The organism is Microbacterium sp. BR1 (genome assembly GCF_002812725.1).
In the GTDB taxonomy this organism is placed as follows: Bacteria; Actinomycetota; Actinomycetes; order Actinomycetales; family Microbacteriaceae; genus Microbacterium.
Genome location: NZ_NMUN01000004.1, coordinates 1,006,619 through 1,020,195, shown reverse-complemented (window position 1 = coordinate 1,020,195; position 13,577 = coordinate 1,006,619). Strand labels below are relative to the sequence as shown.

The 13,577-nt window shown below is 69.0% G+C and carries 14 protein-coding genes; 10 read left to right on the top strand and 4 right to left on the bottom strand.

Annotation, left to right across the window (positions count from 1 at the left end; all coding sequences use genetic code 11):
- Position 1 precedes the first annotated feature (1 nt).
- A complete protein-coding gene (locus CGU35_RS09045) occupies positions 2-1,327 on the top strand; it encodes a wax ester/triacylglycerol synthase domain-containing protein (RefSeq protein WP_198519536.1) in 1,326 nt (441 codons plus the stop codon).
- A 38-nt stretch (positions 1,328-1,365) separates the two neighbouring features.
- On the opposite strand, the gene CGU35_RS09040 is transcribed toward CGU35_RS09045, so the two are convergent.
- On the bottom strand, positions 1,366-2,037 hold the full coding sequence (locus CGU35_RS09040; RefSeq protein ID WP_100811152.1) for a M15 family metallopeptidase: 672 nt from the start codon (positions 2,035-2,037) through the stop codon (positions 1,366-1,368).
- 87 nt (positions 2,038-2,124) lie between these two features.
- On the opposite strand from CGU35_RS09040, the gene CGU35_RS09035 reads away from it, so the two are divergent.
- Together CGU35_RS09035 and CGU35_RS09030 are read left to right on the top strand one after the other, a co-directional pair.
- Positions 2,125-2,790 (top strand): response regulator transcription factor, encoded by a 666-nt coding sequence (locus CGU35_RS09035; RefSeq protein ID WP_100811151.1) that lies wholly within the window; start codon positions 2,125-2,127, stop codon positions 2,788-2,790.
- Positions 2,787-3,857: a sensor histidine kinase gene (locus tag CGU35_RS09030; RefSeq protein ID WP_100811150.1), complete on the top strand. Its 1,071-nt coding sequence runs from the start codon at positions 2,787-2,789 to the stop codon at positions 3,855-3,857. The genes CGU35_RS09035 and CGU35_RS09030 overlap by 4 nt, the downstream gene beginning before the upstream one ends.
- A 63-nt stretch (positions 3,858-3,920) precedes the next feature.
- Here CGU35_RS09030 and CGU35_RS09025 read toward each other — a convergent pair whose 3' ends face one another.
- On the bottom strand, positions 3,921-4,220 hold the full coding sequence (locus tag CGU35_RS09025) for a DUF1905 domain-containing protein (RefSeq protein WP_100811149.1): 300 nt from the start codon (positions 4,218-4,220) through the stop codon (positions 3,921-3,923).
- Between the two features lie 120 nt (positions 4,221-4,340).
- Between CGU35_RS09025 and CGU35_RS09015 the strand changes: the two genes are divergently transcribed.
- Together CGU35_RS09015 and CGU35_RS09010 are read left to right on the top strand one after the other, a co-directional pair.
- Positions 4,341-5,327: an aldo/keto reductase gene (locus tag CGU35_RS09015; RefSeq protein WP_100811148.1), complete on the top strand. Its 987-nt coding sequence runs from the start codon at positions 4,341-4,343 to the stop codon at positions 5,325-5,327.
- Between the two features lie 54 nt (positions 5,328-5,381).
- Complete coding sequence (locus tag CGU35_RS09010; protein ID WP_157813925.1) at positions 5,382-6,056, top strand: GAP family protein; 675 nt, start codon at positions 5,382-5,384, stop codon at positions 6,054-6,056.
- Positions 6,057-6,142: 86 nt separating this feature from the next.
- Here the strand turns inward: CGU35_RS09010 and CGU35_RS09005 are convergent, their stop codons facing one another.
- Complete coding sequence (locus CGU35_RS09005; protein WP_100811146.1) at positions 6,143-6,979, bottom strand: alpha/beta fold hydrolase; 837 nt, start codon at positions 6,977-6,979, stop codon at positions 6,143-6,145.
- 213 nt (positions 6,980-7,192) lie between these two features.
- On the opposite strand from CGU35_RS09005, the gene CGU35_RS09000 reads away from it, so the two are divergent.
- From CGU35_RS09000 to CGU35_RS08980, 5 genes are all read left to right on the top strand, one after another.
- Positions 7,193-7,774, top strand: coding sequence for a TetR/AcrR family transcriptional regulator (locus tag CGU35_RS09000; protein ID WP_100811145.1), 582 nt, complete (start codon positions 7,193-7,195; stop codon positions 7,772-7,774).
- Positions 7,775-7,789: 15 nt separating this feature from the next.
- The gene (locus CGU35_RS08995; protein WP_181003343.1) at positions 7,790-9,499 is read left to right on the top strand and encodes a long-chain-fatty-acid--CoA ligase; all 1,710 of its coding nucleotides are present in this window, start codon (positions 7,790-7,792) and stop codon (positions 9,497-9,499) included.
- A gap of 142 nt (positions 9,500-9,641) precedes the next feature.
- Complete coding sequence (locus tag CGU35_RS08990; protein ID WP_100811143.1) at positions 9,642-10,484, top strand: universal stress protein; 843 nt, start codon at positions 9,642-9,644, stop codon at positions 10,482-10,484.
- A gap of 56 nt (positions 10,485-10,540) precedes the next feature.
- A complete protein-coding gene (locus CGU35_RS08985; protein ID WP_100811142.1) occupies positions 10,541-12,253 on the top strand; it encodes a GAF domain-containing sensor histidine kinase in 1,713 nt (570 codons plus the stop codon).
- Entirely contained in the window at positions 12,250-12,903 is a 654-nt protein-coding gene (locus CGU35_RS08980) for a response regulator (RefSeq protein ID WP_100811141.1), read from the top strand. Before CGU35_RS08985 ends, CGU35_RS08980 begins: the two co-directional genes overlap by 4 nt.
- 36 nt (positions 12,904-12,939) lie before the next feature.
- Here CGU35_RS08980 and CGU35_RS08975 read toward each other — a convergent pair whose 3' ends face one another.
- On the bottom strand, positions 12,940-13,389 hold the full coding sequence (locus CGU35_RS08975; protein ID WP_100811140.1) for a universal stress protein: 450 nt from the start codon (positions 13,387-13,389) through the stop codon (positions 12,940-12,942).
- Positions 13,390-13,577: the final 188 nt, after the last annotated feature.

Below are 13,577 nucleotides of genomic sequence, written 5' to 3'. Positions count from 1 at the left end.
CGTGACGGATGACGGTGAGCTGCTGTCTGCCGACGATGCACGCATCCTGGCCCTGGAATCATCCGTGCTGACCGGGCACACGCTCAAGCTGATGATCCTCGCGCCGGGCGAGCCGCTCGATCTGTCGGCGCTGCGCGCAACCGTGTTGAGCCGACTCGTCGACCAGCCGCGCGCTCTCCAGCGCGTGCAGGGTGGGGGAGCGGGCCAGCCGCCTCGCTGGGTCACGGCCGAGGACTTCGACATCGCCGAGCACGTGCGCCGCCGCGCCGGGGCCGAGTGCGCGACCACGGAGGATCTGCGGCGCGTGGTGAGCGCGCTCATGTCGGAACACCTCGACCGCGGCCGGCCGCTGTGGACGCTCGACCTGATCGGTCCGCTCGCGGATGGCAGCGAGGCCATCGCGGCTCGGATGCACCACGCGATGGTCGACGGCATCGCCGGGATGCGATTCCTCGAGACGATCCTGCTGGACCCGCATGAAGGAGTCGAGCCCGGGCTCGCCGCGCCCGCGTCGCCAGCGCCCGCGTCGCCAGCGCATGAGCCGCCTGTGCCCGGGGCATCCGTCCCCGACCCGGTGCCGAGCGCACACATCAGCCTTCCCGCGGTCCTGGCGCGCGAGTTCGGCCAGCCGGGCTCGAGATCGCCGTTCGACCGGCGCATCAGCGGCGCGCGCGACCTGGCGTTCACGGTCGCGCCTCTCGCCGGGTTGAAGGCCATCGGCGCTTCCCGGCCCCACCACGCGACGGTCAACGATGTGCTGCTCGCCGCCGTGGCGGGCGGTCTGCGGACCTGGCTCGGCCGTCACGGTGCTCACCTCGATCTGCGGGCGCAGGTGCCCGTGAGCCTGCACCACAGGGACGAGGATGCGGCGGCGCCCGGCAATCACGACTCGTTCATCAACGTCGATCTCGAGATCGCCGCACCCGACCCGCTGGACCGGCTCGACCGCATCAGCGCACGGACGCGCACCGAGAAGCAGTCGGGTGATGCCGCGATGCTCTACGAGCTCTTCCATGCTCTGGGTACGATCCCGACGGTGGACGCGATCGTGCACCGCGTCGCCGACAGCTCACGCGAGTTCAGCCTGGCCATATCGAACGTCCCGGGCCCGCGCGTTCCGGTCGCCGTCGCGGGGCGCCGCGTCGAGCGGTTGTTCTCGTCATCCGAGCCCGGTGCGCACCATGCCCTGCGCGTCGCGGCGATCTCGCATGCCGACGAGATCGGCATCGGATTCTGCACGGACCCCGCGGCGGTTCCGCGCGTCGACGCGCTCGCCGAGGCTGTGGGCGAAGCGTACGGCGAGCTTCACCGCGCCGCGCTGGGCTGAGACATCCGTACGTTCATAACTCCGTCAATACGAGCCGGTCAGCCCTGCATCCGCGGGTCGTAGGTCGGGTCCCAGTACACGTCCGGGCAGCCCTGCTGGGGTGCCTCGGGGCGCAGCTCGAAGTGCCACGGCTCGTTGTCGTAGATCTGGCAGAGCCCGTAGGCGGGGCCGTGCTCCTTCATCCAGAGGGTCGCCTCGAAACCGCCGACATCGACGGCGTCGCCCGAGACGTGGGCCGACGTCTTCGACGACGCGACCCATCGCGCGGCCTCCTCCCGCGAGCCGTACTGGGCCACAGCCTCTTGCAGGAGCCGGTCCTGGTACTCGGGCGAGCGCCACCCGCTCGTGACCTCGACCGAGACGTCTTCGCGAGCGGCATCCTTCGTCGCCTGCTTCAGGGCTCGCAGCAGGTCGGGGTTCATCCGCGTCACGGCCGGAATGTCGTCGAAGGCGGTCACGCCCTCGAGCGCGGCCTCCATGCCCGCACCGGCTCCGTTTCCCCCGCTGTCCGGGGCTCCATCGGGAGTGCCGTCCGGGACTTCATCGGGCCCCGCTGCGGGGGAGGCGTCCGTGTCCGTTGCGGGAGACAGCGCACCCGCGACGGGGATCGCGATAAGAGTGGTAATTGCCAGCGCCGCGACGACGATCGTCATGGCGAGGATGCGCCGGGCCCGGATTCTGGACTTCGAGGCGGGTGGAGAAGAGGTCATGGGGCCCAGTCAACGAGCCGCCGTGTTGCGAGCGCGTATGGGCTTTTTCATACGCGGACGATACGACCCGGCTCGTAGCATCGGGGGATGCGTGTGCTGATCGTCGAGGACGAGCCCTATCTGGCGGAGGCCATCCGCGACGGGCTGCGACTCGAAGCGATCGCTGCCGATATCGCGGGTGACGGCGACGCGGCGTGGGAGTTGTTGTCGGTCAATTCATACGAGCTCGCGGTGCTCGACCGCGATATCCCGGGGCCGTCGGGGGACGAGATCGCACAGCGCATCGTCGCCTCGGGGAGCGGGATTCCCATCCTGATGCTCACCGCCGCCGACCGAATCGACGACAAGGCCTCGGGTTTCGAGCTGGGCGCCGACGACTATCTGACCAAGCCTTTCGAGCTGCGCGAACTCGTGCTGAGGCTGCGCGCGCTCGAGCGCAGGCGCGGGACCAGCAGGCCCCCGATCCGCGCGTTCGCGGGCCTGCGCCTCGACCCGTTCCGTCGCGAGGTGTATCGCGAGGGGCGGTACGTCGCGCTCACGCGCAAGCAGTTCGCGGTGCTTGACGTTCTGCTCGCGGCCGAGGGTGGGGTGGTGAGCGCCGAAGAGCTCCTCGAGAGCGCCTGGGACGAGAACGCCGACCCGTTCACCAACGCGGTGCGCATCACGGTGTCGTCTCTGCGCAAGCGCCTGGGTGAGCCGTGGCTGATCGCCACGGTGCCCGGGGTCGGGTACCGGATCGAGGCTGCGGGATGAGTGCCCGGCTGAAGCTGACCCTGAGCTACGCGGGGTTCCTCATGATCGCGGGCGCTCTGTTGCTCGCCGCGGTCTGGGTCTTCCTGCTGCGTTACGTGCCGGATGGCAGCATCACGGGCCCGGGGCCGTTCATGCCGAACCGTTCGGACCTGCTGCGCGCCTTCGCTCCGGCCGCAGCCGCGGTCATGGGGTTCCTGCTCGTCTTCGGGCTCGTTGGCGGCTGGTTGCTGGCCGGACGGATGCTCGCGCCGCTGCGGCGGATCACACTGGTCGCCCGGCAGACCACCGAGGGTGCCCTGTCGCACCGCATCCGGCTCGCCGGACCGGACGACGAGTTCCGCGAGCTCGCCGACGCCTTCGATGCGATGCTCGACCGCGTCGAGAGTCATGTCGCCGAGCAGCGGCGGTTCGCGGCGAACGCGTCGCACGAACTGCGGACCCCGCTCGCGACGACGCAGGCGCTGCTCGAGGTCGCACGGAGCGACCCCGCGAGCAACACCCCGCGGCTGCTCGAGCGGCTGCGCTCGGTCAATGCCCGAGCGATCGACATCACCGAGGCGTTGCTGCTGCTGAGCCGCGCCGATCAGCGGTCGTTCGCGCGCGAGGTCGTCGACCTGTCGCTCATCGTCGAAGAGGCCACCGAGACCCTGCAGGCGCTCGCGGACAGGCGCGGTGTGATCGTCGAGGTGTCGGGAGATGTCGCCCTCGTGCGCGGCTCGCCGACGCTGCTGCTGCCGATGGTGTCGAACCTGGTGCAGAACGCGATCGTGCACAACCGCGCCGAAGGGGGAACCGTCGAGGTCGTCACGTCGGCGCATGCCGGGTCCGTCCGACTCGTCGTCGGCAATACGGGTGAGGTCGTGCCGCCCGCGAGCGTGTCCACCCTCACGGAGCCCTTTCAGCGGGGGGCCGGACGCATCCGTTCGCACCACCCCTCGCACGACTCGGGCGTCGGTCTGGGGCTCGCGATCGTGAAGAGCATCGTGCAGGCGCAGGATGGCTCGCTGGAGATCGTCGCGCGTCCGTCGGGCGGGCTCGACGTCACGGTGGATCTGCCCCGGGCCTGAGGGCGTGCCAGTTCGCGGCACATGGAGTGTTTCGGTCGGGAAGGGTGGGATGGGGCACCCGAGCTAGAGCGTGAGCTCGACGCGGACCTGGACCTGGTCGCCCTCGGCGAGACCCTGGCGGTCGCGCACCGACTTCTTCAGCGGAACGGTGTACGTCCCGGCGGACGAGGGGAACATCGACGTCATCCACACCGAGTCCCCGATCGTGACGCGGATGCGGACGGCGCCGAACCCGCGGCGGAGCGCGGGGTCCTGCATCTCGCGGATCGCCTCGCTGTCGTCGGGCGGCAGATCGGTGAAGAACCAGGATGCATCCGTCCGCGCATCCCATCGATAGACGGTGCCCTCGAAGTCGACGATCATCCACCCACCGTATTGCGCATGGAGTCCCGGTTTCGGGATGCTGACCGACCGCTTCGGTGTCACCTGGGTGATCGACGTCCAGACCGCGAGTTAGCCTGGACGCCGATCGGAAGGACGGCTATGCAGAAGCGCATCTTGGGACGTACGGGGCGCGAGGTCTCGCTCGTCGGGCTCGGCACCTGGCAACTCGGATCGGACTGGGGTGATGTCAGCGAGGATGACGCGCTCGCCGTCCTGCGGGCCGCCGACGACGAGGGCGTGACGTTGTTCGACACGGCCGACGTCTACGGCGACGGGCGATCCGAGACGGTGATCGGGCGCTTCCTGCGGGGGCGGAGCGACGTCTTCGTCGCCACGAAGATGGGCCGCCGTCTGCCGCAGGAGCCCGAGAACTACTCGCCCGAGAACTTCCGCGCGTGGATCGATCGGTCGCGCCGCAACCTCGGGGTCGAGACCCTCGACCTGGTCCAGCTGCACTGTCCGCCGAGCGCGGTGATCGACGCGGATGCGACCTACGACGCACTCGATGAGCTGGTCTCGGATGGCTCGATCGCGGCATACGGCGTCTCGGTCGAGACGTGCGACCAGGCACTTTCGGCCATCGGTCGTCCGGGCGTCGCGAGCGTGCAGATCATCTTCAACCCGCTGCGCCTCAAGCCGCTCGACGAGGTGCTGCCCGCCGCCGAGGCTGCGGGGGTGGGCATCCTCGCTCGCGTGCCGCTCGCATCCGGGCTGCTCTCGGGCAAGTACACGGCCGACACGATCTTCGCCGAGTCGGATCACCGCTCCTACAACCGCAACGGCGAGGCGTTCGACCGCGGCGAGACTTTTTCGGGAGTGGACTTCGAGGTCGGGATCCGGGCGGCGAACGAGCTCGCCGCCGCGCTGCCGGACGGGGTGAGTCTGCCCCAGGCATCCCTCGCCTGGATCATGTCGCGCCCCGGCGTGACGACCGTGATCCCGGGTGCGCGCAACCCGCGTCAGGCCGTCTCGAATGCCGAGGCGGCGGCACTGCTGCAGCAGGGCTTCGACGTCGAGGCGTTCGATGCCGCGGTGCGGGACGTCTACGACCGGCTGCTGCGAGCGGACATCCATCCGCTCTGGTGACAGCGCCGGAGGGATGCCCGCCCGCGCCCCGGACGGTGCCGATATCCTGTGGCGGTGACCGGCACCGACGCGACGCTCGTCCTGCATGTCCTGCCGCTCGCCGCCGGTGCCGCGGTCAGCCCGGCGCTGCTGGGCGCGAGTGTGGAGATCCTCGCCGGGTTCGCGGGCCGGGGCATCCGTACCCTCGCGTCGTACCTCGTGGGCGCTGCGGCGGTCGTCTGCGCGGCGCTCCTGCTCGCCACGGCCCTGCCGCAGCGCGGGCCGTCGACCGGCGCGAGCGCCGTCAGCGACGCGGTCGATCTCGCCCTGGCGGCTCTGCTCGTGATCGTCGCGGCCGTGCTGGTGTTCCGGCGCTCAGGATCCGGCAGTGGTGCGACCCTGACGCGGCTGCGCGCCTCGCGCTGGCTCGCGCTCGGCGCCGCGGCGCTCGGCGTCCTCATGATGGCCACCAACATCAGCACCCTCGTGCTCGTGCTGGCGGGTGCGCACGAGACGGCTTCGGCCGATGCCGGGGCCCTCGCATCCGGCGTCGCCTACGGTGTCTTGGCATTCGGGGCACTTCTTCCCGTTCTTCTGCCGCTCGGATGGGCGGTCCTCAGCCCGAAGACGGCCACCCGGCAACTCGGACGCCTGCAGGCCGTGCTCTCGCGCCACGGTCGCGTGATCGGCATCGTGGTGTGCCTCCTCACGGCCGTCTACCTGGTCGTCCGCGGGTTGGGCCTGATCTAGCGGCGGCGCTCAGCCGACTGCCTGCTGCGGGCGGACATCCATCCGCTCTGGTGAGAGCTTCGGAGAGATGCCGCCCGCAGCGGTGACTACTTGGCGAGGAAGGCCAGCAGCGCCTCGTTGACCTCGGCCGTGTGCGTGGTCAGAAGGCCGTGCGGGGCGCCCTCGATCTCGACGTAGTCGGCGCTCGGCAGGGCCTTCGCGAAGCGGCGCCCGGTCGCGTCGATCCCGAGGATGCGGTCGGCGGTGCCGTGCAGGATCAGCGTCGGCACGTCGACCTTCGGGATGTCGGCCCGGAAGTCCGTGGCCCAGGTGAGGGGAGCTGCGGCCGAGGCGACCGATCCGGAGCCCGCGGCGATGTTCCACGCGTTCCGCACGGCCTCTTCGCTGATGCGCGAACCGAGGTTCTCGTCCAGGTTGAAGAAGTCGTTGTAGAACGCCGTGAAGTAGGCGTAGCGGTCGTTCCTCACCGCGTCGACCACGCCCTGGAAGAACTCGAGCGGCGCGGCGCCCTCGGGGTTGTCGTCGGTGATGAGCAGGCCCGGCTCGAGCGAGGCGAGAAAAGCCGCCTTCGCGACGCGCGCCGAACCGTAGGTCGCGATGTAGCGCGCGACCTCGCCGGTTCCCATCGAGAAGCCGACGAGCACGGCGTCCCGCAGGTCGAGAGTCTCCATGACGACGTTGAGGTCGGCGGCGAAGGTGTCGTAGTCGTAGCCGACCGAGGGCTGCGAGGACTGGCCGAATCCCCGGCGGTCGTATGTGATGACGCGGTATCCGGCGTCGAGCAGGGCTGCGGTCTGACCCTCCCACGAGTTGCCGTCGAGCGGGTATCCGTGAATCAAGACCACCGGCTGACCCGTGCCCTTGTCTTCGTAGTGCAGTTCGATGTCGACGCTGTTCTCGCGGCCAACGGTGATCTTCGCCATGAGTGTCTCCTTTATGGGTGTTCGGATTGATGGGTGTTCGATGTCCTCGTGGAGAGGGCCGCTGAGAACCATCGTTCTCTGCATGTCCCCAACCATAGAGAACGTGCGTTCTCCGCGCAACCCCTGTGAGATGAACGTCCCCCCACGTCTTCTCGAACGAGCGAGTAGTGTTGAGAACAATCGTTCTCTCGTCCCGATCCGGAAGGAGTCCCCATGAGCATCACGCTCGATGTATCGCGTGACGCCATCGTCGAGGCGGCCGATGCCCTGTTCTACGGCCGGGGGATCCAGTCCGTCGGCATGGACGACATCCGCACAGCCGCGGGGGTGTCGCTGAAGAAGCTCTACTCGGTGTTCCCGAGCAAGGAGAGCCTCGTCATAGCCGTTCTCGCCGCCCGACACGAGGTCTGGGAATCCGGGGTCGCACATGCCGTGAGCCTGTCGACCACGCCGCGCGAAAAACTTCTCGCGATGTACGACTTCCTCGAGCAGTGGTTCGGTGAGGCATCCTTCCGCGGCTGCGGATTCATCAACGCCTTCGGCGAGCTCGGGGCGACGTCGCCGGCCATTGTCACGATCGCCCGCGAGCACAAGGAGTCGTTCCAGCGCTACGTCGAAGAGCTCGTACGGGCGACGGGGCTGAGTGCCCCGGACTCCGAAGAGCTCGCGGCAGAGCTCGCCCTGCTGGCCGAGGGGGCGCAGACGACCGCGGCGATCGCCGGCACCGTGGCCCCCGCCGCGGTCGCCCGGCGTGCGGCGACGACACTCATCGACGCGGCGCTCGACGGGCGCTGAGGGAAGGTACCGATCGTGCAGAGCTCGAATTCCGCGGGGGATCGCCCCTGGGTCGCCTCCTATGCGGAGGGCGTACCGGCCGAGATCCCCGCCGTCACGGAGACCCTTCTCGACATGCTCGACGCATCCGTCGCGAAGTATGGCAAGCACACGGCGCTCGAGTTCTTCGGTGCGACGACGACCTATGCCGAGCTCGGTGAGCTCGTCGCACGCGCGGCCGGTGGGCTGCGCAAGCTCGGCGTCCAGGCGGGGGATCGGGTGGCGCTGGCGCTGCCCAACTGCCCCCAGCACGTCGTTGCGTTCTACGCGGTCATGCGTCTCGGAGCGATCGCCGTCGAGCACAATCCGCTCTACACCCCGCGCGAGATCCGGCACCAGTTCGAGGTGACCTCCCCGGTCGTCGCCATCGTGTGGGACAAGATCGCGGATGTCGTCTCTGCGCTTCCCGAGGACGCCCGACCCGCGCACGTGGTGTCGGTGAGCCTGCCCGAGGCCATGCCGTTCGGCAAGCGGTTCGCCCTGCGCCTTCCGATCGCGAAGGCGCGGAAGGCCCGTGAGGCGATCACGGCCAAGCCCACGGCGAAGGGCATCATCCCCTGGTCGCGCATCGTCGAAGCGCGCCGGATCTCGGAGCGGGTCCCGCATCCGACGCTCGATGACACGGCGCTGCTGCTGCTCACGAGCGGCACGACGGGCGCCCCCAAGGCGGCCATCCTGTCGCACCGCAACCTGCGCTCCAACGCGGCTCAGGGGCGAGCGTGGCTGCCGGGACTCCACGACGGCGAAGAGGTCGTCTACGCGGTCCTGCCGCTGTTCCACGCCTACGGACTCACCCTGTGCCTGACATTCGCGATCTCGATCGGCGCGAAGCTCGTGCTCTTCCCGAAGTACGACCTCGACCTGGTCATCGCGGCGACCCGAACCTCCCCGCCGACCTTCCTGCCTGCCGTGCCGCCGATCTACGACGCTCTGGCCCGCGCCAGCAACCACAAGCGCATCGACCTGACCGGTGTCCGCTTCGCGATCTCGGGGGCGATGAGCCTTCCGGTCGCTACGGTGACGCGCTGGGAGGAGGCGACGGGTGGGCTCCTGGTCGAGGGGTACGGCATGACGGAGACGTCCCCGGTCGCGCTCGGGAACCCCGCGGGTCCGAGCCGTCGCCCCGGCACGGTCGGCGTGCCGTTCCCCAGCACAGAGATCCGGGTGGTCGACCCGGACGACCCGACGCAGGACCGTGCACCCGGCGAGGAGGGCGAGCTGCTGATCCGCGGCCCGCAGGTCTTCGGCGGCTATTGGAATGCTCCCGATGAGACGGTGGCCGCTCTGCTGCCGGGTGGTTGGCTGCGGACCGGTGACATCGTGACGATGTCGGAGGACGGGTTCGTGACGATCATCGACCGTCTGAAGGAGCTCATCATCACGGGCGGGTTCAACGTGAGCCCGACCGAGGTCGAGCAGGCGCTCATGCTGCACCCGGACGTCGACAGTGCGGCGGTCGTGGGTCTGCGGCGCCCCTCCGGGGGAGAGGATGTCGCCGCGGCCGTCGTGATGAAGCCCGGCGCCGTGTTCGATGCGTCCGCGCTCCGCGACTTCTGCCGCCAGCACCTGACCGCGTACAAGATCCCCAAGAAGATCGTCCAGGTCGACGAACTGCCGCGATCCCAGGTCGGCAAAGTGCTGCGCCGGACCGTCCGCGATCAGCTCTTGCAGCTCGGCGCGGGGTAGCTGCCTCCGGCTCCGCGCTCGTTCGCATCATCCCCGGAGCCGGTAGGACCTTCGGCCCCTGGCAGCCGCTCGTTCCCGACGTAACGTCGGGAACGTAGCAGGAGAAACGCAGGGCACCCCTACTGGGGCCAGGCGGGAAGGGATGACCATGGACAACATCGTGGTGGGCTATGACGGATCGGAGCCGTCGCTGGTCGCTTTGGAATGGGCCGCTGCCCGTGCGGCCGAGCGTTCGACCAGTGTCGAGATCGTATCGGTGAACGCATCCGACCTGTTCGATGAGACGGTCATCCCCGATGTGCTGCACGATGCCGAGCGTCGCTTCCGTGATATCGCGAAGGGTGCGCTCGTGCGGTCGCGTCGGGTGACCGGTCACCTGCCCGGTGCGCTGCTGGAGGCGGCCGAGAAGGCCGACCTGCTCGTGATCGGTGCACACCGGCGTCGTCCCGTGCGCGCGGCGCTGACGGGGTGGCGTCCGCTCCGTACGGTTGCACGGTCGAGCGTCCCGGTCGTGGTGGTGCCGGATGACTGGACCCCGAAAGAGGGCCGGGTGCTCGTCGGGCTCGATGACGACGACAGCTCGTCGGCTGCCATCCACTTCGCCGCCCGCGAAGCGCAGGCCGCCGGCGTGGGGCTGATGCTCGTGCATGCCTGGCAGATGCCGGTGCCGACGATGGATGGTGCGGTCGCGGTGCTCGCATCCCCGATAGAACAGAAGGCGGGACATCGCCGCATCCTGGACACCGTCGGTGATGATCTGCAGGCCGCCTATCCGGGGCTGGCGATCGAACGGGTGCTGGTGAACGACAACCCGCCTGCCGCACTGCTGGCCGAGGCGCGGCTCGCGTCGCTGCTCGTCATCGGCACCCACCACCGTGGACCCGTCACCGGCGCGATTCTCGGTTCGGTCGGACAGGACACCGTCGCGCAGTCCCGCATCCCGGTGTGTGTCGTTCCCGTGGCGGTGAGTCCCGCGCAGACGTGAGGTGCGACCGCGTCGTCGGTAGGGTTGCGAACAGCGTCCAACGCCGGGAGGCGCGTATGACTGACGACACGGTTCCCTCGAACGACACGGATTCACCGACCGAGGATTCTTTGGCGAGCCCATTCGAGGCGCTGTCGGATCAGCGGCTGTCGGATCTGCTGATCGCCAGCACATCCCTCGTCGAGCGGCTCGACCTCGAGGTCGTTCTGCGTCGGATCGTCGAGGCTGGAATGACCCTCGTCGGCGCTCGGTACGGTGCCCTGGGCGTCATCGGTCAGGACGGGGGGCTCGAACGGTTCATCCATGTCGGAATCGATGCGCCCTCCGTCGAACGCATCGGCCATCTGCCGGTCGGTCGCGGCGTTCTGGGGGCGGTGATCACCGACCGGGAACCGATCCGTGTTCCGCACCTCGGCGCCGAACCTCGATCGGTCGGATTCCCCGCGAACCACCCTGTGATGGATTCGTTCCTCGGCGTGCCGGTGCGCGTCGGCGAGCAGGTCTACGGAAACCTGTACCTGACCGAGGCCGTCCGTGGCGCGTTCAGCGCCGCAGACGAAGAGCTCGTCGTCGCCCTGGCAGCGACGGCCGGGATCGCGATCGAGAACGCCCGCATGTACGACGCCGCGCGCACGCGAGAGCTGTGGAACGCGACGATCGCGGATGTGATGTCGGCGATGCTCGACGTCGACGGGGCGAACGTGCTCGACGTGATCGCGGCACGCGTGGCCGCGCTCATAGATGCCGACCTGGTGGCGGTTGCCATTCCGGACGGCACCGACCGACTCGTCCTCTCCACCGTGTACGGACTGTCGGCGGCGGAGCTGCAGGCTCACACGTACGAGGCCGATGGCACCCTGACGGGACGCGCCCTGCGCACGCGGCAGGCCCTCAGCATCGACCGTGAGCCCGCGGGGACGATGTTCGAGGGGCAACCGGTGCTCGGTCCGACGGTCGCGATCCCGCTGTTCGCGGGGGACGAGGCGCTGGGCGTGCTGATGGTTTCGCGCGCGCCCGACGGGCGCTCGTTCACCGAGGCCGACCTCGAGATGGCGTTCGCGTTCGCGGCCCAGGCGAGCATCGCGCTCGAGATCGTGCGCGCTCGCGAGGATCGCAAGCGCGCCGAGACGACGCGCGATCGGGCGCGGATCGCCCGCGACCTGCACGATCACGTGATCCAGCGGCTGTTCGGTGCGGGTCTTTCGCTCCAAGCGGTCTCGGCGACCGTGGACCCCGCGGCATCCGAAGCCATCGAAACCCAGATCGACGTGATCGACGCCGCGATCAAGGACATCCGCTCCGCGATCTTCGCACTCGGGAGCGGCGACCGACGCGGCAAGAAATCGTTCCGCGATCGCATCCTGGACGTCGTTGCCGAGGTGAGCGACTCGTGGCCCATGCCCGTGCGAGTCGCCTTCATGGGTGCCCTGGACAACGTCATCGCGGGCCGTCTCGACGATGACCTCGTCGCGGTGGTACGAGAACTGTTGACCAATATCGCGAAACACGCGGATGCCGAGACCGTGAGCGTGGTGGTCCAGATCGTCGACGATCAGGTGGAGCTGACCGTTTCGGATGACGGCGTCGGCATCGCCGAGGGTGTCGTACGGAGCGGCCTGGCCAATATCACCGAGCGCGCGCGGCTGCGCTCGGGTTCGTGCGACATCGTCTCGTCGCGACAGCCCGGACAATCGGGTACGGTCGTGCACTGGCGCGTTCCCCTCGAACCGTCGAATCCGGTCGAATCATCGGAAGAAGTCTCGCAATGACCCGAGTTTTCGTCGTGGACGACCACGAGATCGTGCGACGTGGCGTGGCCCAGCTGATCGACGCCGAGCACGACCTCGAGGTCGTCGGCGAGGCGGGCAGTGTCGACGAAGCGATGCGCCGCATCGAAGCCACGCGTCCCGACGTCGCTGTACTGGATGTTCGTCTGCCCGATGGAAGCGGTATCGACCTGTGTCGCGACATCCGCTCCGCGCACCCCAGCGTGAAGTGCCTGATCCTGACCGCCTATGACGACGACGAGGCGTTGCGGTCCGCGGTCCTGGCCGGCGCGAGCGGGTATGTCATCAAGAACGTGCGGGGCGGCTCGATCGTCGACGCGGTCCGGCAGGCTGCGTCGGGGGGCACGATCCAGGCTGCCGATGTCATGCTGCGCGCGGCGCGGACGCTGCACCCCGACAAGGAGCCGCGTCAGGGGTCGATCGACCCGGGTCTGTCGTTGCGGGAGAGTCAGATCCTCGGCCTGATCGCCGAGGGGATGACCAACCGCGAGATCGGCGAGCGCCTCGGGATCGCCGAGAAGACCGTCAAGAACTACGTCAGCGGGTTGCTCGCGAAGCTCGGCATGGAGCGACGTACCCAGGTCGCGGTCTATGGGGCCGAACGCAAAGGCTGGGGGAACGTCGGTCCGTGAGGACCGCACGCCCAGCCGTCGCGTACCCGTCTCGGCTCACGCGGCGGCCTTCTTGGGCTCGTGCATGATCAGCACCGGACACCGCGCGTGCTGAGCGCATGTCGCGCTGACCGATCCGAGGAGGAGCCCCACGAACCCGCCCCGACCGCGGCTGCCCAGGACGAGCATCGACGCATGATCGCTCATGTCGATGAGGGATGCGGCCACCGGGCCGGGACGGATCGACGTTCGCAGCCCCTCCGGCCGACCCTCCGGAAACGCCTGTTCGATGGCCTCGGTCAGGATGTCCTCCGCGTCGCCCTCGGGCGACCAGTCTCCGGTCGCGAAGGAGGCGTCGTACGTGACGGGAAACTGCCACGCCGTCACCGCTTCGAGGGGAACATCCATCATCCGAGCGAGCTCCGCCGCCTTCCGCAGCGCCTCGATCGAACTGGCCGATCCGTCGACGCCGACGACGATCGGCTTCGGCTCTGTGCTGGTGACCATGGTCTCTTCCTTTCGGGATGATGCCTACAGTGCGGGGCCGGCCCGTCAGCGGGCCGCGGAGTGCGCGAACAGGTGCGTCAGGTCCAGCGGTTGCGTCGGCGGCAGGAACAGGCTCGCCGGGTCGATCTGCGAGGGCGCTGCGTTGGTGTGTGCGGTCGATTCCATGACATGGTCCTTTCGTCTGCTCG